Genomic DNA, 23838 nt, shown 5'->3' on the forward strand with positions numbered 1-23838 from the left:
GATGTTGAATTACGTCTGTATGCGCGCCGGTCTGGATCAGGCCGTTGCCCCGGTCGGGTCGGTGTGCAGGATGTTATCTGCGGTCAGGCCGCTCAGATCGCTCAGGTCTTGGAACGTGGCCACGGTTTCAACGCTGGCATCGTTCGCCGCCTGGAAATCTACCTTGACCAAAACACTGTTTGTTCCGTCGGTTGCCATCACGTAAAGTTCATCGCCCGCCATGGCTCCGGCAAGACTCTCGACAGCGGCTTCGATTGTGCTGAGGTTGAGGTCTGTGAGTACCGTGCTGAGGCCGACAAATCCGGTGTTTGTGCCCAACGTGTCCCCGGTGGAAAGCAATTCGAATCCGGTGCCATCACCGCGAAGCGTATTGGTGTCCAGCCCGTGGAACATCAGTGCGTCAGTTACATCCGCAGCCGGGCCAATCGTAAAGCCAGTCACAATATCTGTACCATTGCTGGCCGGGTCCGCCTCGAAGACGACGATGTCTCGCCCTGCTGCAGAAACATCAATGGTATCGTCGCCGTCACCGCCGCGCGTGATAGTGTCCGTATTCGCAGCGTTGAGCGTGTCATCACCATTGGTGCCAAACTGCACTGTCGTTGGCCCGCCATCAGACGTTTTGATCGTCAGTTCAATAGGCTGGCTGGAGTCCTGGATCGTCATCGTGAAAGTGACAAGCGGCTGAGAAAGATCTGCAAAGGTTGTCGCGGCCCCGGCAAAATTCATCGCGCCCCCGGCGCCTGGGCTGGCCAAAAACAAATCGAAGGCGTTGTTTTCCGAAACCGATGCAGAGTTGAAGGTGACAACCGAAGGGTCAAATCCGAGCTCTGCCGTCAACGCCAGACCACCAGAGATATCGCGGTCGGCTTCGGCATAGATTGCGAACGTCACTGTAGATCCCGAGCGCCCAACTTCAGAAATCACATAGGCGGCGGGTTCGTGCGCAACGGCTTGCTCGGAAACCGGCAGCGGATCTGGTCTACCCGCAACTGTCGCCTGCGCGGAAAAGACAAGGTCATCACCTGCCTCTACTGCCGAAAAGTTGGACGCTGCGACAGCCAGCGACCAGGATCCGTCTGCGGCCACCGTTGCAGATCCGACCGAACTGCCGTTTAACGTGACATCCACCGACTGGCCGACTGACAATCCGGTCGATGACCCGCCGATAGTAATCCCGGAGGCCTTGGCATCGGCAAGACCAATCGAATTGTTGACCCCGACATCGTTCAACGTCAACAAGGGGCGAAAATCTGTGGAAAGTGAGCTGTTCGCCGCGGCCGAGCTGTTTCCGGCCAGATCGTCAACAGTGGCGGAAATGGAATAGCTCGTTCCGTCAGAGAGCATTCCAAGATCATTTGCTGGAACGGTAACTGCCCACGAGCCATTTGATGCGACGCCAGTATAGGTTTGCCCGCCGAATGTGACCGAAACGGTCTGGCCATCTTCAGCCGTGGTCGTGCCTGAGATTGCAAGATCCACGCCCCTTTCGGTCACGTCCAACACGGCACCCACAGGCAGACTGTTTATGGTTATTGAAGGTGCTGTGAAGTCAGTGGCAAAGCTTGTCGTGGTTTGATTGTGGTTTCCCGTCGCGTCCGAGATCGACGCATTGATATTGTAAGTCTCGTTGTCTTGCAGGGCAGACAAATCTGTCACGGTTGCCGTATAGGTCCAAGTACCCCCGGTTACTGTTGCCGTTCCGGTGACGTCCGTAGTGCCGTCAGCGCGCGTGACTTCGACGGTAACAACTGTTCCGTCGGGCGCATCGGACGTTCCTGACACCGTCAGGTCGGTTCCTTGTTCAACGACGTTCATGACGGCCCCGTCGGATACGGTTGAAATTCCGATCGTCGGTGGCGTGAAATCGGTGGTAAAGCTGTTGTTCGCTTGCAAGGCCGGATTCCCGGCAGCGTCCGAGACATCCGCGGTTACGGTGACGGTCGCCGCGTCAGAAAGACCTGCCAGATCCGAAGCAGGTACGGTTACGCTCCAATTGCCGCCAGAAACCGTTGCGCTATAGGACTGCCCGTTCAGACTGACGGTTACGATTTGTCCGTCTTCAGCTGTCGTACTGCCCGAGATGGAAAGATCCGTGGCCCGCTCGGATGCGTTCATGACAGCTCCGTCCGAGAAACTGTCGATGCTAAGCGTCGGCGCGGTCACATCCTTGGAAAATGTCACTGCGGCCTGCGGTGCCGTGACGCCACTGGCGTCGTCGACATCTGCGGTAACAGAAAAGTTGCCTCCATCCGACAAGGACGCCAGATCCCCAGCTGGCACAGTCACGTTCCAGGCCCCGCCAGATACTGTGCCGGAATATGTTTGACCATCGAGGGTTACAGTAACTTGCTGACCATCCTCAACGTTTGACGTCAGCCCGCTGATGGTCAAGTCGGATCCGGCTTCGGCTGCGTTCAGTACGGACCCAACAGGAAGCGGTGATATAGAAATGGAAGGGCCGGTCAGGTCCACGGGAACCGATACAAGAAGCGGTACTGCCGGATTGCCCGACACGTCCTCGACGGCTACCAGAACAGATGCCGGCACTCCGGTGGAAAGACTGCTCAAATCGGAATTGGGGATCGTTACACTCCAGCTTCCGCCAGACGCGGTGCTTGTATGCACTTGTCCGTTGAACGTGACGATGATGGTCTGACCATCCTCTGCCGTGGTGGAACCGGTCAAGGCCAGGTCGCCGGCTACGTCGATCAGTTCTATCGAGCCGCCAGCCACGGGATCCAGAGAAACAGTTGGTGCGGTGAAATCAGTATCAAAGCTTCCGCTCGCCTGTGGTGCGGAATTTCCCGCCGCGTCGGCAACATCCGCGGTAACGTCAATCGTCGCGCCATCAGGAAGGGCCGAGAGGTCTGCCGCCGGGACAGTGACGCTCCAGTGTCCGTTGGATACCGTGCCCGAATAGTTTTGCCCGTTCATTGAGACGGTAACGGTCTGCCCGTCTTCTGCATCGGTTGTTCCGGTGACCGTCAGATCCGTTGCCTGTTCGATCGAATTCAAAACAGCGCCATCGGAAAACCCGCTGATCGACAGGGTTGGAGGAATTGTATCAATATCGAACTTGACGGATTCGGTTGACAGTTCCGTGCCTGAATCGTCCAGATGCCTGACTGTCACCGTAGAAACGCCTTGCGGAAGCGCATTGGCTTCGGCCGACGTGAGAGAAACGCTCCAACTGCCGTCATCGTTGGGCGTTACGGTTTTGACAAGCGAACCTATCGTGACCTCGACTGTCGATGTTCCTTCGGGTGCGGCAGCATTGGTAAGGGCGCTGTTCAATGCCGTTGCCTGAAGTTCGGCCAGGTTCAGGCTGGTATAGCTCGGTTCCGGTTGGGGTTGGGGTTTAGGCTCTGGCGCGACAGGTTCCGGGGAATCGCCGCCGCCGCCGCCACCTCCGCCCGCAGCGGCAGCTGCACCAGCCAGCCCGAGGCCGCCCAGTGCAGCCCCGGCGCCGCTGATTCCGCCAGCTGCTGCGCCAGCTTCAGCTGCGCTGAACTGGGCGATTTCAGCAACCGCCTCTTCTGCGATCATGATTGCGCCGCTGTCCAGGACCTGCACGTTTTCCGCCGCCACGATCATCGTCCGACCGTCAGCCATTTTCAGAAGAACATCGCCGTTTTTCAGCAACTTGGCGGAGCGCACACCCGGAATTGTCTCTGCAAACTGGAAGGCGTAAAGCTCTTCGATGGTTGCTTGTGACAAGGCAGGCAAGGCCATCAATGTGGACATGAGGCCGCCAGCCGCGCCGCGACCCGCCCAACGACCAAGCTTTCCCTTGATCCATTGTTGAACTTGAGATTTGCGATCTCCGTCCGTTGAGTCAGCCGCCGGACGGTTGTTGGCCTCAGGTGCTTTGGTCATCGTGCCCTCGCATGTGGTGTCCGCGATCATCGCAACAGGAAACGATGTGCTGTTTGGCGTTTTGCTCATCTGTCTTTCCCATTTGTTGCCGTTGCGATCGGACCTGAAAAAATTGAGTTAAACTGAAACCGAACTTCTCGTTTTCACCACAATTCTGCTTCGGTTTCGGTCTGCTCATCTGGTCATCTTGCCGTAACTGCCAGGGGTGGCGCAGGAGGTGATGGCTGTGATGCTTCAGTTCGAAAGTGTAGTGGCAACGGGGAGCACGGCGCTCGATTCAGGTATCGGCGATACGGCTTTAAAAACGCTTAACGGGAATACGTATCTCTACACGGTGACCGGCCCGGGTGGCGGTGTCGCGGTCTGGCGGCTGGCCGACGGTGCCCTGCCGCAGCTGGTTGATACCGAGTATTACAGCGGTTCGATCACCTTCCAGGTGGGGCGCAGTGCCACGCCGATAACGCTGGCGGGAACCGAGCAGATCGCGCTGGATATCAATACTGCCACGGGCCTGGTCGGGTATGACGTGAACGCGGACGGAACGATCGGTAACCTGAAGGAAACGGGTGTGCTCAACGGAGGCGGAGATATCTCGGCCATCATACAGTTTTCACTGGGGTCTTCGGATGTCCTTGCGATGGCGCATGAGGGTACTGGCAATATCGGAACCTATCATGTGAACGCGAACGGGACGCTCAGTATTGCGGGTTTGATTGCCGGCACGGCGGATGCCATGCAGACGTTGCGGTCGGGTTCGGAACATTTTCTGATCTCAAGTGACGCGGCAACAAACTCTGTCTCGACATATCGCATCGATTCCGGCACCGGCACGTTAACCGAGATCAACAATGACTCGGCTCTCGGAACCCTAGGTGTTTCAACCCCAACAGATGTCGAGACCGTAGAGGCATACGGCAAATCCTGGGTCGTGGTGGCAGGGTCCGGCAGCAACTCTCTCAGTGTTCTTCAATTGAGCAGCGATGGAAGTTTAAAGGCGACGGACCATGTGCTTGATACGCTTCATACGCGGTTTGAATCCGTTCAGGATCTGGCGGTCATAGACGTGAACGGTCGGGTCTTTGTGGTTGCAGGCGGCGGCGATGATGGCCTGTCTCTGTTCACTCTGACACCCGAAGGTCAACTTGTTCATATGGACAGTTTCGCGGATACGCTGGCCAGTGGATTGCAGAATGTCGAATCGCTGGCGGTTGCACATGTGGGCGACGAGCTGCAAATTCTCGTGACATCACAACAGGATGCCGGGGTGAACGTCCTGACGGTCCCGGTCGATGATCTGGGTGTGGTGCGCAAGGGGTTCGGTACCGTGAACGGGAGCGCGTCGGACGATATCCTCAGCGGCGGTATTCTGGACACGACCCTTTTAGGAGGCGCCGGAGACGACATTCTCATCGCGGGGAAGGGTGCGACGACGATGTCAGGTGGTGCAGGGGCCGACATCTTCGTGATGCAGTCCGGTAGCGGTCTGACCACAATAACCGATTTTCAGGCGGGCCTGGATCGTCTGGATATGTTCGACTACCTGCTGTTGCGGTCGCCTCAGCAACTGACCTTTACTAGCACAGCAAACGGGGCTCAGATCGAATATCGCGGCGAGATCGTGCAGGTCCAATCCGCGTCGGGCGGCGCTTTGACAAGCACGGATATCTTTGGCGCAGGCATCGCCGGACCGGATCACATCCCGGTAGATTTCGGGGACCTGGGCGGGCTGACACCGGGCAGCTCTGATGGATTGGTCGGGCAGATTACGGTGGACAGCCAGGTTGCGAATCCGGGGCTGACGGATGCGGAAATCCGGTTCACGCCGGACGGCGGGGGTACGGTATCCGCCACCGCAGATAGTCAGGGGCGGTTTGATCTGGAATTGCCCGATGGCACCTTTCCCGGAGTGCTGGACATCACCAAACACTATTCCACGGCAAGCGGGAAGATTGACGCGCTGGACGCTTTGCAAGTGTTGCGTATCTCGGTTGGTCTTGACCCGACATGGGGTCCAGCGACCGCGGAAAACCTGATAGCGGCAGACGTCAACAGGGATGGCACCGTGAACGCCCTGGATGCGCTTGCAATTTTGCAAGTCGCCGTCGGGCAGCCCACGGCCCATGACCCTGAATGGGTATTTCTGGATGAGAACGCGGACCTTTCCGGAATAACCAAGGACAATGTAACCTATCAGACGGGTGTCGATGTTGTGGCGGTGGATGGGGTCATCAACGTGGACATGACCTCCATCCTGTTGGGAAATCTCGAAGCGGCCTGAGTGCCGAAAGATATCTAGGCCAAAGCAAAGTTGTATCTTTTTTAGCGGTAAGGTGCGGATTGGCTTTTGCCGCCAAATCGACACGACCCAGCCTCAGCGTTCGGATGCCGCCCCATGACGCGGTGCTTTAGCTTTCGGCCCAAGTGTTGTCGCGCCGGCGGCTTCGTTATCTGTTCCATCCCTGTGCTTTCATTTGCAGATGGTCCAATAATTTCAATGAATTCTACCAGAATCGCAAGTTGCCTGCGATAATCGCCTGACCTTTGGAACCGATAAGCCGCTCAAATTGCTGGTCGGACAACATAGGTCTTGGCGTCGGTGGAGCAAATGTGACATAGCAGGCCGAGACTTCAACACAGAGATGAAAATTAGTAACAATGGAAATATTGGCGCTTTCCATTCCGGAAGTGAAACTGATCACCCCGAAGCGTTTTGGCGATCACCGCGGGTTCTTTGAGGAAACCTACAATGTCGACAGCTTTGCGGCACAAGGGATTCATACGCAATTCGTTCAGGACAATCATTCCCTTTCGAGCACGGTGAACACGGTGCGCGGATTGCATTTTCAGGCTCCCCCAAGAGCGCAGGCCAAGCTGGTGCGCTGCGGTCGTGGACGGCTGTTTGATGTCGCGGTCGATATCCGCAAAGGTTCGCCCACCTATGGTTACTGGGTCGGCGAAGAACTGAGTTTCGAGAACGGGCGGATGCTGTTGGTTCCTGCGGGGTTCGCGCATGGGTTCGTGACGTTGGAGCCGGAGACCGAGATCGTCTACAAGTGTTCTGATACCTACGCGCCGGAAACTGAAGGCGCGGTTCGTTGGGACGATCCCGATATCGGCATTGAATGGCCACAGAGCAATTCAGAACCCCAGCTGTCCGAGAAAGATCGGATCGCACCACTTCTGCGCGAAATTGAATCTCCTTTCGTATTCGAGGACACACAATGAAAATTCTGGTTACGGGCGGGGCGGGCTTTATCGGGTCTGCCGTTATCCGTCGTGCGATTGCCGATGGGCATTCGGTCGTCAATGTCGATGCCCTGACCTACGCGGCCTGTCTGGACAATGTTGCCTCTGTCGCGGATGCGCCGGGATACGTTTTTGAACATGCGGATATCCGGGATGCCGCCGCCATGTCGGCGATACTGGACAGACACCAGCCAGACGCGATCATGCATCTGGCCGCTGAAAGCCATGTTGACCGTTCGATCGATGGCCCAGCCGCGTTCATCGACACGAACCTGACCGGGACCTATGTATTGTTGGAAGCCGCACGCGCCTATTGGGTGGGTGCCGGCCGGCCCGAGCATTTCCGGTTTCACCATATATCAACCGACGAGGTCTTTGGGTCCTTGGGTAAAACCGGGTTTTTCACCGAAGACAGCCCATACCAGCCGAACTCACCCTATTCGGCCTCGAAAGCGGGATCGGATCATCTCGTGCGGGCGTGGCGTGAAACATACGGCCTGCCAGTGGTTCTTACCAATTGCTCTAACAACTACGGCCCTTACCAGTTTCCGGAAAAGCTGATCCCCGTTGTCATCCTCAGTGCGCTGGCGGGCAAACCGATCCCGATATACGGGAAAGGCGACAACATTCGCGACTGGCTGCATGTCGATGACCATGCCGAAGCCCTGTTGCTGGTGCTCGAAAAGGGTGAACTGGGCCGCAGCTACAATATCGGTGGCGAGAATGAGATGACCAATCTTGATCTTGTCAGAATGCTGTGTTCGATCCTGGATCGCCTCAAGCCGGGTGAAACGCCCTATGCGGATTTGATCACGTTCGTCGCTGACCGCCCGGGTCACGATCAGCGTTATGCCATCGATCCGACCCGGATTCGCACCGAACTGAACTGGCGTCCCTCCTACACGCCCGAAACCGGGCTGGAACAGACGGTTCAGTGGTATCTGGACAACAGTGCATGGCTGAACGCCTTGCAGGCCCGCAGTGGCGTGGGTGAGCGGCTGGGTGTTGCCAAATGAAGGCGCTGGTGTTCGGCCACGGGGGGCAGGTGGCGACCGAGTTGCGGCGTCGCGGACAGGCGCATGGTGTCTTGGTTGAAGCTCTGGATCGCGCCGCGGCGGACCTGTCTGACCCGTCGCAATGTGCAGACGCCATCCGGCATACGGATGCGGACGTGATCATCAATGCGGCCGCCTATACGGCGGTGGACCAGGCCGAAGAAGAAAGCGACCTGGCGCAACGGATCAACGGAGATTCACCCGGAGCAATGGCGCGTGCCGCCGCGGCCCGCAACCTGCCTTTTCTGCATATTTCCACGGATTACGTTTTTGACGGCTCTGGTCCGACCCCCTGGAACACCGATGACCCGACCGGGCCCTTGGGGGCCTATGGTCGAACCAAGCTGGACGGCGAACACCAGATCGCAGAGGCTGGCGGTCACTATGCCATTTTGCGCACAAGCTGGGTGTTTTCGGCACACGGAAAGAACTTTGCAAAGACCATTCTCCGACTGGCAGAGACTCGTGACAAGCTGACCATTGTCGCTGATCAGATCGGCGGGCCAACACCTGCTGCCGACATTGCCGAAACCTTGCTGAAAATGGCCAAGGCCGGCCTCGAAGCCAAAGGGGGGGTGTTTCACTATTCCGGCGCACCCGATGCCAGCTGGGCGGATTTCGCCCGTGAAATTGTTTCTCAATCCGGCTTGTCGGTCGAAATCGAGGATATTCCAACCGAGGCTTACCCAACGCCGGCGCCCAGGCCGCTGAACTCACGTATGGACTGTTTGCGGCTGGAAAATGTGTTCGGAATCCAGAGACCCGACTGGAAAGCCGGACTGGCCGAGATATTGAGCGAGTTGAAGTCAGCGACCAGCTGAACCTTGAAAGGACAGATTATGCAGCGCAAAGGCATTATTCTTGCCGGTGGGTCCGGAACCCGGCTTTACCCGATCACCATGGCGATATCGAAGCAATTGCTGCCGATCTACGACAAGCCGATGATCTTTTACCCGCTGAGTGTTTTGATGCTGTCGCAGATCCGCGAAATCGCGATCATCACCACCCCCCAGGATCAGGATCAGTTTCAGCGCCTGTTGGGGGATGGCAGTCAATACGGATTGTCCTTGACATGGATTGTGCAACCGTCTCCTGACGGTCTGGCGCAGGCTTATACACTGGCCGAGGATTTTCTGGACGGTGCCCCGTCTGCGTTGATTCTGGGTGACAACATCTTCTTCGGACATGGCCTTCCGGACCTGCTGCTCGAGGCGGATCAACTGAAGCGCGGCGGTACGGTTTTTGCGTACCGGGTCGCTGACCCAGAACGCTACGGAGTTGTGGATTTCGAAGGGAACAAAGCCCGCGCGATCGTCGAAAAACCCAAGGTGCCTCCGTCGAACTACGCGGTGACAGGTCTTTATTTTCTGGATGGCGACGCTTCGGCCCGCGCGCATGAGGTCAAACCGTCAGATCGCGGCGAGCTGGAAATCACGTCACTGCTGGAAATGTATCTGGACGAAGGTTTGCTGGATGTGCAGACTATGGGGCGCGGTTTTGCCTGGCTGGATACCGGCACGCACGGGTCTTTGCTGGATGCGGGAAACTTCGTGCGAACGATCACGGAACGTCAGGGTATGCAGACCGGCAGCCTGGATGAAATCGCCTGGGCGAATGGCTGGATCGACGACGAGGCTCTTGAGGCGCGTGCGCGACTGTTCGCCAAGTCCACGTATGGCACCTATCTGAAAGGTCTTTTGAGCTAGGCCGCGAACTGTATCATGGGTACGTGTGCAAGCGGAAATTTGCACGGGCGGTAAGCTGCTTCACGCTTTGTGATCAAGGTCTGAACGGGGTTGGTCGGACATTCCGGCCATGCCAAACGCCACGCAAGAAGGCCCATTGTTTGGCGCGTTTTCTCGTAGAAAACAACACAACCGGTGACAGCATTTGCAGAAGCGCCGATGCCAGGGCTCGACCAAAAGCCATCGGGACTTCATGCTTGCGGGCGACATAAACGCGTGATTGCCCCATATACCAGCCCTTCAGGCCAGCGATGGCTGGGCTTCCCGGCGAGGATTTGCCTCTGGCGTGGCGCATCTGAGCGTTGTGGACATAGTACAGTGGCCCGCAAACGGCTTTGAGCCGCAGGCTCAGATCATCGTCCTCATGATACAGAAAGATTTCGGGATCAAACCCGCCGACCGCTTCGAATGCTTCGCGGCGGACCAGGAACGCGGCGCCGACGAGGACCGGCAATTCAAAGTCGGAATCGGCTGTTTTCCTGGGCAGGGTTTCATTTCGGGGAATGATCACACTGTATCGCCTGAAACGAGGTGCCCCTTTCCGGTCCAGAATTGCAGGGTTGAAGGCTGACGCATCCGGATGATTGTCAGCCCCCTCTTGCAACGCGTCCAATGCTCCGGGCAGCAAGTGGGAATCCGGGTTCAGAAATAAAAGCAGGTCCGTTGTTGCCTTGGCGGCACCAAGGTTGCATGCGCGGCCAAACCCGATGTTGTCGCGGCTTTCGATCAGAGTTGCGCCATGTACCTCGGCCATTGGCCGAACCGCTTCAATATCATCCGAGCCATTGTCGACCAAAATTGTCGGCACGCCCTCTGGGATGGAATTCAGCATCTCCGGCAGCACGCCACTGCTGTTGTAACAAACGCTTATGATCGTAATCTGTGACAATCCTGCCTGCCGTATCTGTGGAATGGGCCTGATCGTTACTTCCTCTCAAACACAGTTAGGGTCAACCCCGGTTACAGTACGACGGAACCGGGCTGCTGCAGCGGTCCGTGATCTTGTGCGCTCCGCGACGACAATCTGAGAAATGATTGAAATGGTTCTGCCCCTACGAAGCGAAGGCGGGAAACCGATCATCAAGCGCGGCCGGATGGCGAAGCCGCGTCAGGGGATGCAATGCCTGTTTGATCAGAGTGATAAGATTTACCTCTTTGGAAATTTTCGATTTCCGGTGGCCGTGGTGAATGAGCAGATTGTTGCCAGTCGTCGGGTTGAAACCAGTAAATCGCAAACTTCCTTGAAGGTGATATCGAAATTCCGGCGCCAACCACTTGCCGGAATGAAGGCGTTCGCGGTTCTCAGAACGTTCTGCAAATGGTTGCGGACGCAAGCCTGTGCGCTCAACACCCTGCGCGCGTTCGCATGATCTCACAGTGCCAAAGCCGTGGTTTCCAGTGATATCGGTAAGCTGTTGAAAAGCGTATCAAGCATACCTCAACTGAAATGCGGCAGGAGCCCACGAGGTTCAATCCGACGCCCACGCGGATGCCGCTTCTTTTGCAGAAAAGGCCACGAAACAGAACCCTTTCAAAACATGCTTCTTTGAAGATGGTTGCGTGGCGCCCTTGGTGTGAATCATCCCCGGGTGGGTGGTCATTGCTGCTGGGGGCGTTTTGTGCAACAGTATTCTCTGAGTTGAACGTTATTTGGGTACAACATCCAAAGCCTTAGGTATCGGTTTGGTATTGGGGATTGCAGAACCAGACCAAACTATATAGCAGCCGAACTGAAGCACGAAATAAGCATCACGGAAGAATTGCAGTGCGCGATAGACATACTTACGATTACGACATTGATGTGAACAGTGATGTAGCACCCGCACGTGTGTTGCGCATGGTAAAGCCTGGGTCCAAAGTGCTTGAGATCGGGGCCGGTCCTGGCTCGATCACGCGCCATCTTTCCGGCACGTTGGAATGTGATGTTGTGGCGCTTGAGATCGACCCTTCGGCGATCGAAAAGCTAAAGCCGTTTGCCCGTTCGGTGTACCCGATGGATCTCAACGATGCTTCATGGAGTGATATCGTTCGCGAGAATGACGGGGTATTCGACTACGTGATCGCAGCGGACGTTCTGGAACATGTTTACGACCCGTGGAGCGTTCTTTCAGGCATGAAGTCGCTTTTGAACGACACAGGATCGGTTATTCTTTCGCTGCCGCATGTTGGCCATGCAGCCGTTGCCGGTTGTCTTGTCGATGAAGATTTCGAATATCGTGACTGGGGCTTGCTGGATCGGACCCATGTGCGGTTTTTCGGCATCAAAAACGTTCAGCACCTGCTCAATTCGCAGGGCATGAGCATTGAACAAGCCGAGTTTGTGGTTCGTTCGCCAGAAATGACGGAGTTTTGTCAACGCTGGAGCCGTCTGCCACAGGATGTTCAGGCCGCCTTGCAGCGCAATCGCTATTCCCATGTCTTCCAGGTCGTAAGCAGATCGGTCCCCAAAGAACGGGCAGAGAATGACATCTACCTCATGGGCTTGCCCGTCGAACAACCCGATGAAAAGACCCGGCAGCATTGGACCAACATGATGGCAGGCCTGCCCCTGTCCGAAGAGATTGATCTGCAATCGACTATCGGGCCGATGGACACGAGCAAGGCTTCCCGAGTCGAGCCCGGCCCACTGGCCAAGAAGAAAAAAAAATCGCTGGCGCGGCTGTTGGGGTTGAAGAAGTAATGTCCTCAAACACCACGGATCGTGAATTCGGCAACATCAGGACAATTGCCTTCTACCTTCCTCAGTTTCATCCGATCCCGGAAAACGATGAATGGTGGGGCAAAGGGTTCACCGAGTGGACAAATGTCGCAAAAGCCAAGCCGCTTTTCACCGGGCATTATCAGCCTCATCTTCCTACGGATCTGGGGTATTATGACCTGCGTGTCCGCGAAACGCGGCTTGAGCAGATCGAGATGGCCAAGGCCAGCGGAATTGATGGATTCTGCTACCACTATTACTGGTTTTCCGGGAAAAGACTTCTTGAGCGGCCCGTCGACGAAATGCTTGCGGATCCCGAAAGCGATATGCCGTTCTGTCTTTGCTGGGCGAATGAGAACTGGACGCGCCGCTGGGATGCGGCCGAGCACGAGATTCTCATTGAGCAGAAGTACAAGCCCGAGGATGATCTGGAGTTCATCAAGTCGATCGAGCCGTTTTTCCGGGATCCCCGTTACATAACAATAGATGGCGCTCCGATCCTGATTGTTTATCGGCCGCAGCATTTGAAGAACTCGCGCAAAACCGTGCAGGTCTGGCGTGACTATTGCGCGTCTGTCGGAATTCCGAAAATCCATCTGGCCTGTGCGCTTACGCACCGAAACTGGGACTATGCGTCATACGGGTTTGATTCCGGTGTGGAATTCCCGCCCCACGGCATCAACGTGCCCAACCTCTCGCCAGAAGTGGACTTGTTCGACGATTTCCAAGGCCATTGTGTTGATTTTTCTGCGATCGCAGAACAGTACCTGGGTCACAGCTATGGGCCTGAGAACAACGTTCATCGATCGGTTTTTCCGTCCTGGGACAACACGGCCCGGCGGAAGGAAAATGCCATGGTCGTTTTGAACGGAACGCCGGAAAACTATGAATACTGGCTTTCGCGGGCCTTGCACCAAACCGCTCAGGATTTCCCCGACCAGGAACGTTTCGTTTTTGTGAATGCATGGAATGAATGGGCTGAAGGATGTCACCTGGAACCGGATCGCGAGTACGGGCATGCGTTTTTGCACGCCACCAAGGCCGCTCTCCAAGGTTCAAAGCTGATCGACTGGACGCATGTGGGTGTCCCGGAAATTTCGCGCCGTGGCGAAACCACGGAAGGCATCGCGCATCCTGTTCCATATGGTGCCAACAAGCCGTTGGCCAAACGGGCTTTCCGTCTTTTGCGCGATACGGTCAGCGGTCGGTTGCTGAAACAATGGCTGTCCGCGGCCCGCACAAAATAGAAAACCACGCCGGATTGAGTTGCATGAAAGTCCCAAGTACTTGTCATGCAACTCAGTCTCGTGCTTTGCGTGAAAAAAAGGGTTTTCTTTGTCATAGTCGGCACGACGCGCCTTAGTACGAGAAACTGCATGTCCATCAAAGATACCCTGCTTTACTATTTGCTGACCGCTGCGTCGAAACTCAGCCCACCTTTGTCGCCACGTACGGCAAGGCGGTTCAGAAATTCAGCCAAGAAAAGAGACCCCAAACGGGGTTGGGACAAACCGGGGCAATCCAACAGGCAGGGTTTTGAAGCCATCGGTCAGGCTGAAGAGTTCAAACCCTTCGACCCGCCTGCGAAAGCTGAACCCGCAGTACGGGCAATTGCGCATTACCTGCCGCAATTTCATCCCTTCAAAGAGAATGATGAATGGTGGGGCAAAGGCTTTACCGAATGGTCCAATGTCGGAAAGGCCGTCCCGAATTATCCGGGCCATTACCAACCTCATTGTCCGATTCATCTGGGTTACTACGACTTGCGGTTGCCAGAAATCATGGTCGAACAGACGCGGATCGCGAAGTCTTACGGGATAGGAGGGTTCTCCTATTACTACTACTGGTTCGGCGGAAAGACCTTGATGGAGCACCCGCTCGAACAAATGTTGGGCAATCCGGAAGTCGACATGCCTTTTTGCCTGACATGGGCAAACGAAAACTGGACGCGCCGCTGGGACGGGCGGGCGCACGACGTTCTTATCGCGCAAAACCATTCGATCGAGGATTCCCTGAACCTTCTGCGTCACATACGCAAATATTTTGATGATCCGCGTTATATTCGGATAGATGGGAAACCGGTTTTCATCGTTTACCGAGCGAACATCATACCGAATATCGAGGAAACAACCGCAGCATGGCGAAAAGAGGCACAAAGCTGGGGCGAGCCGGACCTGTATCTCATAGCTGCCCAGACTTTTGATATCGGCGATCCTGAGAAACTGGGTTTTGACGCTGCAATGGAGTTCCCGCCGCATCAGGTAAAGCGCACCGACATCACGGATGAGATGGGGATCTACAATCCAGAGTTCACGGGTGCCGTTCTGGATTACCAGGCCGTGGTCGAGGCAGAGCTTCAAAAGCCGGAACCCCGGTACAAGCTGTTTCGGTCCTCCACGCTCTCGTGGGACAATACCGCGCGCAATCAGGATGCCCCTCGGATTATGGGACGGTTCACAATCGATGCATACAAGCGCTGGACGGAACATTTGTGTCGCCAGGTTCTTGCGCAGGAAAAATACAGTGCCGACGAAAAAATCGTTTTCATAAACGCGTGGAACGAGTGGGCAGAGGGGACTCATCTGGAGCCTGACCGAAGATATGGCTTTGCCTATCTTCAGGCGACCTATGACGCGTTACCCAAGAAGTCTGAAAGTCAGATCAATACGTGATGTTTTCGACCTTGAGGTTTCGAGGACCTGACGGTTGGCGCCTCTGATATCCGGACGTCACACGTTGCCCGGGGTTCCGTATCAATTCTGATCGACCCTATGATGCTGTTCCGTATCGTTCGCTCTGACGGTGCGACTTGCGATTTGGTCGAACATCCATTGTACGGCTTCGTCGCCGTCGGACCGGATATGCCGATAAAGGCGAAGTTCGATCGGAGGCACATCAACCGGCAGCCTCAACATGCGCAGCCCCATTTCACGCGCGCTGCATTCGGTCAGCGTGGCAACCATATCTGTCTTGTGCAGAATATCCCGGATGTTCAGATAACTTTGCATCTGAAGCCCGAGTTTGCGCCGTGCGCCCAGTTTGCGCAGGACGATGTCGACCGGGCTCGCCCCCTGAGGCCGTGAGGAAACATGCAGATGTGTCAGCTGAAGATAACGCTCCAGCGTCAATGGGCCCGAACCCAGCGGGTGGCCGGGTCGCATGGCACAGACATAGCGGTCCTTCATGATGGTCCGGCTGATCAGATCCGAACTGTCCGGCATCGGAATGTCCGACGTGATGTCGATCGTGCCCTGCTTTAACGCCTTGCGCGTATCCCGGCGGGGAATGCGCACGAGGCTGAGTTCGACCTGGGGTGCCGTGCATTGAAACCCGGACAAAAGCCCGGGCAGGATGATGAGGCTGTGAAGGTCGACCAAACTGACCCGGAACAGCCGTTTGCTGGTAAACGGGTCGAACCGTTCACCCTGCGCCGATGCGGCTTGCAACTGGTGAAGAGCGGCTGAGACCCTGTCCGAAATGCTCTCTGCCAGCGCCGTGGGCTGCATCCCCGTGCCGGTCTTCACGAAAAGCGGGTCGTTCAGTGTCTTGCGCAACCGGGTCAGGGCGTTGCTGACGGCCGGTTGCGTGATCGACAGGCGTTCGGCAACGCGGGTCAGATTTCGTTCGGTATAGATGGCGTCAAAAATAACAAAAAGGTTCAGGTCGATCTTGTTGAGCTTGGTCGTCATGTCATTCACCAGAATTATGCTGATGATCATGCAAGTAAATTTCACAAATGTCATTGAGGGCGGTAAGCTGAATGGTATCCCGGCGGAATACGGAGTTTCATGCATGACCTCATCCGGCCTCGAACTCGATACCCAGCGGCTTTCGACATATTTGGGGCGCCATATCCAAGGTTTCGCCGGCCCATTGTCCTATCGGAAGTTTTCGGGCGGGCAGTCGAACCCAACCTATCTGCTGAAGGCCGGTGGTTCGAAATACGTGCTGCGCCGCAAACCGCCAGGTGACCTGCTGCCTTCGGCCCATGCCGTGGATCGGGAATATCGTGTTCTCAGGGCACTTCATGGCACTGCGGTTCCGGTCGCCAAACCTTACGTGCTGTGTGAGGACACGGATGTCATCGGTTCCATGTTCTATGTCATGAGCTTCCAGGAGGGCCGGATTTTCTGGAACCCGGCGCTGCCCGAGTTGGACGTGGCCGACCATCATCCGGTGTTCGATGAAATGATCCGGGTTCTGGCCGCGCTGCATTCGGTTGACACAGGCGCCGTCGGCCTGTCCGACTTCGGCAAGCCGGGAAACTATTTCCAACGCCAGTACAGCCGCTGGACCAAACAGTATCGGGCCGCAGAAACAAGTAATCTTCCCGAGATGGAACAGCTTATGGGCTGGCTGTCCCGCAACCTGCCCGATGGTGACGGTTCGGTCAGTCTGATCCACGGTGACTTTCGCATAGACAATTTTATCTTCGCTTCGGATGCCCCGCAGATCACCGCGGTTCTGGATTGGGAACTGTCGACGCTGGGCCACCCGATGGCTGATCTGGGCTATTTCTGTGTGTGTCTCAGATTGCCGCCCACCGGTCTGATCCGGGGGCTGCAAGGGCTGGATCGCGCTGCTTTGAACATCCCTTCCGAAGCTGAGATGATCGAGCGGTATTGTTCGCTGCGTGACCTGCCAGAGATTGAAAACTGGACCTTCTATCTGGCGTTTTCCTTTTTCCGGATGGCTGCGATTGCACAGGGTGTTTACAGCCGTGCGCTGGCGGGAAACGCATCGAACGAGAACGCAATGGCGTTCAAGGGGCTGGTGGCCCCTCTGGCGCAAATGGCGCTCGACGAAATCGCTGCTGCAACGCACTGAAGAGGATCACAATGGATTTTGCTCCATCGCCACGCGCCACGGAAATGCATGACCGGCTGAAAGCCTTCATGCAGGCGCATATCTATCCGCGCATTCGCGACCACAAAGAGGAAATAGAAGCCGGCAATTTCCCCGTTTCGTTCATGGAAGACCTCAAGTCGCTGGCCCGCGCCGAAGGGCTTTGGAACATGTTCCTGCCCTCCTTGCGGGATGATGAGCCCGGAACGCGGCTCAGCAATCTTGATTACGCGCCCCTGGCCGAGCTGATGGGCCAGGTGAGCTGGTCTTCGGAAGTCTTCAACTGCAACGCGCCGGATACCGGGAACATGGAATTGCTGCACATGTTCGCCACACCCGAGCAGCGCGAAGACTGGTTGGTGCCGCTGTTGAACGGCAAGATCCGTTCGGCCTTTGCCATGACCGAACCCGACGTGGCCAGTTCGGACGCGACTAACATAACAACATCCATCCGGCGCGAGGGTGATAAATACGTCATCAATGGCCGCAAGTGGTTCATCACCAATGCGTGCCACCCCAACACCAGACTTTTCATCGTCATGGGCAAAACCGACCCGAACGCCGATCGCCATAAACAGCAAAGCATGATCATCGTTCCAAAGAATACGCCCGGTTTGGAGATCGTGCGCAATCCGACGATCCTGAACATGCACGATCCCGAAGGCCATGCTGAACTGGTGTTCAAGGACGTGCGCGTCCCGGTCGGCAATCTGCTGGGCGAAGATGGCAGCGGTTTTGCACTGGCTCAGGCGCGGCTTGGGCCCGGGCGAATTCATCATTGCATGCGCTCGATCGGGGCGGCGGAAATGGCACTGAACCTGATGGTGGAACGTGCTCAGGAACGGAAGACCTTTGGCAAGCAACTCTCGGAACAAGGCGTGATCCGTGAATGGATCGCCAAATCCCGATTGGAGATTGAACAGGCGCGGCTGTTGACCCTGAAGGCGGCCTGGAAAATAGATCAGGTGGGGGCGAAAAAGGCCTTCCGCGAAATATCCCTGATCAAGGTCGTGGCGCCCCAGGTACATGCAAAGGTCACGGATCGTGCAATGCAGGTCTTTGGCGCAATGGGCATGACACCCGACACGCCATTGGCCGACAGTTACACTTGGGCCCGGGCGTTGCGCTATGCGGATGGACCGGATGAGGTCCATCTTCAGGCCATTGCCAAACAGGAGTTGAAGAATTCCAACTATGGGATGTCGGCGCAGTGGCTGACACCGCCTCTGCGCTAGGTCTGGGAAGGGATGGCATCACCGGAATATCCCTAAGATACGTAAGCCGAGTTGCCCAGTTTTCCTGGCATTCGGATACGCGGCCTGCCGCGCTATGTTCCGGCGGCAAGCAAATCGCTCGCCTTTTCTCCGATCATGATCGCGGGGGCGTTTGTGTTGCCGCTGACGATTTCCGGCATGATCGAACAATCCGCGACCCGCAGGTTTCCGATGCCGCGCACCTTTAGCGCGGGGTCTACGACTGCGGTTTCGTTCGCACCCATCGCGCAGGTCCCCGTTGGGTGATAGATCGAAACGGAATTCGATCTGACCCAGTCCAGCGTGCCCTCGTAATCGTCGGTCGAGAGTTGGGATGTCGGGCGGAACTCTTCGGAAATCTTCGATGCCAGCGGATTGTGCTGTGCGATTCTGCGGGCGATGTTCACGCCGTCAACGATGGTTCGGCAATCCGTTTCCGTCGACAGATAGTTCGGAATGATTTTTACATGCTGTGATGGATCCGGGCCGTTCAGATGCAGTTCACCCCTGCTTTCCGGCCGCAGCTGGCACACGGACATGGTAAAGGCGGAAAACGGGTGTACGCCTTCGCCGGGGCTGTCGGCGGACCACGGCTGTACATGGAATTGAATGTCGGGTGTTTCTACGTCCGGGCGCGTTTTCATGAATCCGGTCGCAAGGCTGGCCGCCATGGTCATCGGACCGGCGCGGAACAAAGCGTATTTGAGCGCGATACGGGCCTGATTGATCAGGCTGCGCACCTCGTCATTCAATGTGGGCTCATTGCATTTGAAAACGAGACGGGCCTGCAAGTGATCCTGAAGTCTTTTGCCGACATTGGGCAAGGCATGGACCGGATCGATGCCGTTTTTCTTCAGGTGGTCCGGGTCGCCGATACCCGACAGCATCAGAATTTGAGGAGAGTTGATTGCACCGCCGGACAGGATGATTTCGCGCCGAACGTTCAAGGTTTTCTCATTGCCTGCGCGATCCCGATAGACAAGTCCGGTCGCCTGTTTTCCATCCAGCGTTATGCGTGTCACCAATGCGTTGGTGATGATGTTCAGGTTTTGTCGGTTTCGAATGGGTTTCAGATACGCCACAGCCGAGCTGCACCTGCGCCCATTGCGGGTGGTCAGCTGAAAATACCCTACGCCTTCCTGATCTGCGCCGTTGTAATCCGGATTGAACGGGTATCCGGCGGCTTGCGCTGCCGCGACCCAAGCGTCGCAGATCGGTCGCTGAATGCGCATGTTCGACACCGACAGCGGCCCACCGACACCGTGATACGGGTCTTCGCCGCGTTCTTGATCTTCGCTGCGTATGAACAGCGGCAGCACGTCGTCCCAGCCCCAGCCGACATTCCCCATCTGGCGCCAGCGGTCATAATCTTCCTTTTGGCCGCGCACATAGAGCAGACCGTTCAGAGAGGATGAGCCGCCCAGCACCTTGCCGCGTGGCCAGTCGATCGAGCGCCCGTTCAGGCCCGGATCGGGCTCGGTCCTGTAACACCAGTCCACCGAAGGGTTGTGCATGGTTTTGAAATAGCCAACCGGGATGTGGATCCAGGGGTTGGTGTCGCGGCCGCCGGCCTCTAACAGCGCGACGGTAGTGTTGGGATCGGCGCTGAGCCGATTGGCGATGACACAGCCCGAAGACCCCGCGCCAACTACCGCATAATCCACTTCCATGACCGCCTCCTTCCAACGTCGTTGAAAAAAACTCTATGCAAGATGCAAGAAATATACTAGCCTTTTTTGATACAAAACGTCTCAATAATTGCGAACAGGGAGGTAAGCAATGGAGATTGGTCGGAAACTGAGTGGTATTTCGCGGCGGGATTTCTTCCGGGTAGCGGGGCGCTATGGCATGAGCTCGACGTTGCTTGCAGCAGGAGGGTTTGGCGGTGCGATGAGCCTGGCCAATCTGGCGCAGGCGGCGGAATCCACGTATGAAAAACGCTTTTCGAAAGAACCGAAGTACACGTTGAAATTTGGTGCGTCGGGCTTCAACACCCGCAACCTGCTGATCGAGCGCGCCGGCGCCATCGAATTTGCACGCGACCTCGAAGAACGCACCGATGGCGAGATTCGCATCGAGTTCATCGGCGACAACCAGATCTGCGGACAACTCAGCTGTGTTGAAAAAACCCAGCAGGGAATCGTCGATATCTACGCAGCTTCGACCCAGAATTCGGCCGGCGGTGCGCCTTATCTGAACGTCCTGGACTATGCCTACATGTTCCCCAGCCGGGCGGCGCAGTATCATTTCTTCTACAGCCCCGCCAGCCAGCGCATCCTGCGCGACCCGCTTGAAAAGCGTCACGGGCTGAAATTCCTGTTCACCCATTGTGAACTGCGCGGTCTGCAAATGGGCTCGACCTTTGCCGACAAGCCGACCGTCACCAAGCTGGAAGAGCTGTTCGGCACCAAGAACCGCGTGACCGGTACGCAGCTGGGTCGGATCGCGATGCAACTGCTGAACCTGAACCCTGTTCCGGTGGCATGGGAAGAAACGCTGGATGCGCTCAAGACCGGTCTGATCGATGGTGCGGAAACCTGGGCCTCGGCGGTGGCATATGCGAACATGGCGCCTGTGGTTTCGCAATCGGTGAACCTGAAGTTCTTCTGCGGTACCGAACACACTTCGATGTCTGCCAAAGTATTCGATGGCCTGGGCGGTGAATTGCAGGATGCCGTGATGGAATCGTCCTATTTCACCCAGGCCCTGATCCAAGGCGCGAATGAGGCGGCACTGCTGAACACGGTCGGATTCTCGGATCCGCAATTGCCGCAAACCATTTTTGCGGAAAACGGCGTGCGCCCGGCCTTCCTGCCGGAGGACCAGATCAAGCTGGCCGAAGAAATGTGTGCTCCGAACTACAACCCCGAGCCGTGGGCGCAGTGGCGCGAGCGGCTGAACAAATGGGCCGGTGGCATCGATACTTACCAGGAGATCTACGACATCGCGCGCGAGATCCCAGCGGACACGCTGCCGGAAAATGTCGAGCCGCGCCGCTGGTGGAAGGGCGAGGCCTGATTAGACTGCCAGAACCGGCCCGAACGGGCCGGTTCAATCAATACCCACTGGGAGGACGGGCTTCATGTCACTTTGGGCAGACATTGGCGCAATATTCAGCGCTTTTCTCAGCCAGGATTCTTTCGAGATTCAACTTGCTCTGGAATCCGACGCGGCTTGGATCGTTGGTGCGATCGTTGCCGCGATCGGGGGTTTGCTGGTCATGCTGATCTATCGCATGGTGCCGTTGATCGAACGTCATCTGGAACGGTCGGTCATGGTGTATTCTTATCTTGCCATCGCACTGATCATCTTCTGGGGCGTGATCGACCGGTTTGTCTTCAATGATCAGGAACCCTGGTCCACAACCATTCCTCCGCTTCTTTTCATGGTGATGGCCTGGTTTGGTGCGTCCTACAACGTACGCTTGCGCACGCATCTGAGTTTCAGTGAATTCCGCACCGCCATGCCCCGCGGCGGGCAATTGGCCTGCCTGTTTCTTGACGCGGTGCTGTGGTTCATCTTCGCGGTGATCGTCATCGTGACCACCTCGCGAATGGTGGCGCTTTCGGCCTCGAACTTTCAGATCGTACTGGGCACGGACAATATCATGCAGTGGTGGTTCCTGCTGGCTGCACCATTGTCATTCTTCTTGATGGTCGGTCGCGTGTTTCAGAACCTCGCCGATGATTTGCACAACTGGAAAACAGGCGAGCCGCTGATCAAGCAGGCCGTGATCGGGGCAGACTGATGACAGACGGAACACTTGTTACACTGATCTCGCTGGGGGTCACCTTTCTGTTCATGCTGGGCGTGCCGGTGCTGCTGGTCATCGGTTACTGGGTCATTGGATGTTCCTTTGTCCTTGGTCTGACGCTGGACAATATGGGGGCCGAACTTCTGAACGTTTTCAACAAGGGCTTCGCCCTGTTGGCGATGCCGTTGTTCATCCTGACCGGCGACCTGATCAACAAATCCGGCATCGCGCGACGGCTCAGTGATTTTGCCTATGCCTGCCTAGGCTGGATACGCGGCGGACTTGCAATGGCGTCGCTGGGGGCCTGCGGGCTGTTTGCGGCGATTTCGGGGTCGAACTCGGCCACGACGGCGACCATCGGGTCGATGCTGCACCCCGAGATGGTAAAGGGCGGCTATGACGAACGGTTCAGCGCCGCGACCGCTGCTGCGGGCGGTACTGTCGGTATCATCATCCCCCCTTCGATCATCTTCATCGTCTATGGCTTTCTGATGAACCTGCCGATTTCCGAATTGTTCGTGGCCGGTATTCTGCCCGGTGCGCTGATGGTCATCGGGATGCAGCTGGCGTGCTGGATCATCTGCCGCATGAACGGGTGGGGCTATCTGATCCCACTGCAATTGAACCGGGTGCTGAAAACCGCCTTCGGGGCCTGGCTCGGCTTTTTCGCCATCGGGCTTGTGCTTTGGGGCATATATACCGGCAAGTTCTCTCCGACAGAGGCCGCTGGCGTGACCGTGGGCTTTTGTGTCATTGCGGGGCTGGTCAGCTACCCGATCAACCGCATCATGGGGGCCCGGAACGATATACCGCCAACCGAAAAGAGCTTCGCTGAAATGTTCGTGGTCGAGGGGTTCACGATCCCAGAGATCCCCTCAATCGTTATCAGGTCTGCCCAGATTACGGGTATCCTGGCCCCGTTGATCGCAATTTCGGTTGTGATGCAGCAGATCCTGTCCCTACTTGGCGCACAGGAAACAATCGGAAACTTCGTGACCTCCATGGGGGGGTACCATGCGGTTCTGTTTACATCGATGGTGATCGTCTTCTTTTCAGGCATGGTGCTGGAAAGCCTTCCGGTCACCATCATCCTGGCCCCGATCCTTGCGCCAATCGCAGCCTCGGTTGGAATTGATCCAATTCATTTCTCAGTCATCTTCCTGGTCGGTGCATCCATCGGGTTTATCACACCACCATACGGGCTTAACCTGTATGTCGCTTCAGGCGTGACGGGCGTGCCGTACTTCCGGTTGCTGCGCTATACGGTGCCTTATTTGGTGGCCCTGCTATCGGTCTGGATATTGGTGTCGCTGGTGCCCGAACTGGCCTTGATCCTTCTGCCAAATAACTAGAATGTTGAAGG

General features: G+C 56.6%; 18 protein-coding genes. 14 read left to right on the forward strand and 4 right to left on the reverse strand.

Features of this window, described 5'->3' with window-relative positions; all coding sequences use genetic code 11:
* Positions 1–36: 36 nt before the first annotated feature.
* The gene (locus ACR3E6_RS19360) at positions 37–3948 is read right to left on the reverse strand and encodes an Ig-like domain-containing protein (protein ID WP_480488834.1); all 3912 of its coding nucleotides are present in this window, start codon (positions 3946–3948) and stop codon (positions 37–39) included.
* 151 nt (positions 3949–4099) lie between these two features.
* Between ACR3E6_RS19360 and ACR3E6_RS19365 the strand changes: the two genes are divergently transcribed.
* The 5 genes from ACR3E6_RS19365 (at position 4100) to rfbA (ending at position 9886) form a co-directional block, all read left to right on the forward strand.
* Entirely contained in the window at positions 4100–6157 is a 2058-nt protein-coding gene (locus tag ACR3E6_RS19365) for a dockerin type I domain-containing protein (RefSeq protein ID WP_480488836.1), read from the forward strand.
* A gap of 377 nt (positions 6158–6534) precedes the next feature.
* Positions 6535–7104 carry a dTDP-4-dehydrorhamnose 3,5-epimerase gene (rfbC, locus tag ACR3E6_RS19370; RefSeq protein WP_480488838.1) on the forward strand — a complete coding sequence of 190 codons (570 nt, stop codon included), beginning with the start codon at positions 6535–6537 and terminating at the stop codon, positions 7102–7104.
* The gene (rfbB, locus tag ACR3E6_RS19375) at positions 7101–8141 is read left to right on the forward strand and encodes a dTDP-glucose 4,6-dehydratase (protein WP_171724549.1); all 1041 of its coding nucleotides are present in this window, start codon (positions 7101–7103) and stop codon (positions 8139–8141) included. The genes rfbC and rfbB overlap by 4 nt, the downstream gene beginning before the upstream one ends.
* A complete protein-coding gene (gene rfbD, locus ACR3E6_RS19380; protein ID WP_209835051.1) occupies positions 8138–9001 on the forward strand; it encodes a dTDP-4-dehydrorhamnose reductase in 864 nt (287 codons plus the stop codon). The genes rfbB and rfbD overlap by 4 nt, the downstream gene beginning before the upstream one ends.
* A gap of 18 nt (positions 9002–9019) precedes the next feature.
* Positions 9020–9886, forward strand: a complete 867-nt coding sequence (gene rfbA, locus ACR3E6_RS19385; RefSeq protein WP_209835050.1) for a glucose-1-phosphate thymidylyltransferase RfbA — start codon at positions 9020–9022, stop codon at positions 9884–9886.
* Positions 9887–9959: 73 nt separating this feature from the next.
* On the opposite strand, the gene ACR3E6_RS19390 is transcribed toward rfbA, so the two are convergent.
* Positions 9960–10814 carry a glycosyltransferase family 2 protein gene (locus tag ACR3E6_RS19390; protein ID WP_480488841.1) on the reverse strand — a complete coding sequence of 285 codons (855 nt, stop codon included), beginning with the start codon at positions 10812–10814 and terminating at the stop codon, positions 9960–9962.
* A gap of 142 nt (positions 10815–10956) precedes the next feature.
* Here ACR3E6_RS19390 and ACR3E6_RS19395 point away from each other — a divergent pair, with 142 nt between their 5' ends.
* The 4 genes from ACR3E6_RS19395 (at position 10957) to ACR3E6_RS19410 (ending at position 15295) form a co-directional block, all read left to right on the forward strand.
* On the forward strand, positions 10957–11295 hold the full coding sequence (locus ACR3E6_RS19395; RefSeq protein WP_480488843.1) for a hypothetical protein: 339 nt from the start codon (positions 10957–10959) through the stop codon (positions 11293–11295).
* A 326-nt stretch (positions 11296–11621) separates the two neighbouring features.
* Complete coding sequence (locus ACR3E6_RS19400) at positions 11622–12605, forward strand: class I SAM-dependent methyltransferase (RefSeq protein ID WP_480488845.1); 984 nt, start codon at positions 11622–11624, stop codon at positions 12603–12605.
* Positions 12605–13870 carry a glycosyltransferase WbsX family protein gene (locus tag ACR3E6_RS19405; protein WP_209835046.1) on the forward strand — a complete coding sequence of 422 codons (1266 nt, stop codon included), beginning with the start codon at positions 12605–12607 and terminating at the stop codon, positions 13868–13870. The genes ACR3E6_RS19400 and ACR3E6_RS19405 overlap by 1 nt, the downstream gene beginning before the upstream one ends.
* A gap of 129 nt (positions 13871–13999) precedes the next feature.
* Positions 14000–15295, forward strand: a complete 1296-nt coding sequence (locus ACR3E6_RS19410; protein WP_209835045.1) for a glycosyltransferase WbsX family protein — start codon at positions 14000–14002, stop codon at positions 15293–15295.
* A gap of 81 nt (positions 15296–15376) precedes the next feature.
* Here the strand turns inward: ACR3E6_RS19410 and ACR3E6_RS19415 are convergent, their stop codons facing one another.
* Positions 15377–16342 (reverse strand): LysR family transcriptional regulator, encoded by a 966-nt coding sequence (locus tag ACR3E6_RS19415; RefSeq protein ID WP_480488847.1) that lies wholly within the window; start codon positions 16340–16342, stop codon positions 15377–15379.
* Here ACR3E6_RS19415 and ACR3E6_RS19420 point away from each other — a divergent pair.
* On the forward strand, positions 16335–17450 hold the full coding sequence (locus ACR3E6_RS19420) for a phosphotransferase family protein (protein ID WP_480488849.1): 1116 nt from the start codon (positions 16335–16337) through the stop codon (positions 17448–17450). The genes ACR3E6_RS19415 and ACR3E6_RS19420 overlap by 8 nt on opposite strands.
* 11 nt (positions 17451–17461) lie before the next feature.
* A complete protein-coding gene (locus ACR3E6_RS19425) occupies positions 17462–18703 on the forward strand; it encodes an acyl-CoA dehydrogenase family protein (protein ID WP_171724541.1) in 1242 nt (413 codons plus the stop codon).
* Positions 18704–18795: 92 nt separating this feature from the next.
* Here ACR3E6_RS19425 and ACR3E6_RS19430 read toward each other — a convergent pair whose 3' ends face one another.
* Entirely contained in the window at positions 18796–20391 is a 1596-nt protein-coding gene (locus ACR3E6_RS19430; protein ID WP_480488851.1) for a GMC family oxidoreductase, read from the reverse strand.
* A 109-nt stretch (positions 20392–20500) separates the two neighbouring features.
* Between ACR3E6_RS19430 and ACR3E6_RS19435 the strand changes: the two genes are divergently transcribed.
* The 3 genes from ACR3E6_RS19435 (at position 20501) to ACR3E6_RS19445 (ending at position 23827) form a co-directional block, all read left to right on the forward strand.
* Positions 20501–21739: a TRAP transporter substrate-binding protein gene (locus tag ACR3E6_RS19435; RefSeq protein ID WP_171636329.1), complete on the forward strand. Its 1239-nt coding sequence runs from the start codon at positions 20501–20503 to the stop codon at positions 21737–21739.
* A 64-nt stretch (positions 21740–21803) separates the two neighbouring features.
* Complete coding sequence (locus ACR3E6_RS19440) at positions 21804–22469, forward strand: TRAP transporter small permease (RefSeq protein WP_480488853.1); 666 nt, start codon at positions 21804–21806, stop codon at positions 22467–22469.
* Positions 22469–23827: a TRAP transporter large permease gene (locus tag ACR3E6_RS19445; RefSeq protein ID WP_171636325.1), complete on the forward strand. Its 1359-nt coding sequence runs from the start codon at positions 22469–22471 to the stop codon at positions 23825–23827. The genes ACR3E6_RS19440 and ACR3E6_RS19445 overlap by 1 nt, the downstream gene beginning before the upstream one ends.
* The last annotated feature ends 11 nt before the right edge of the window (positions 23828–23838 follow it).

It is taken from the genome of Ruegeria sp. AL3 (assembly GCF_056536065.1).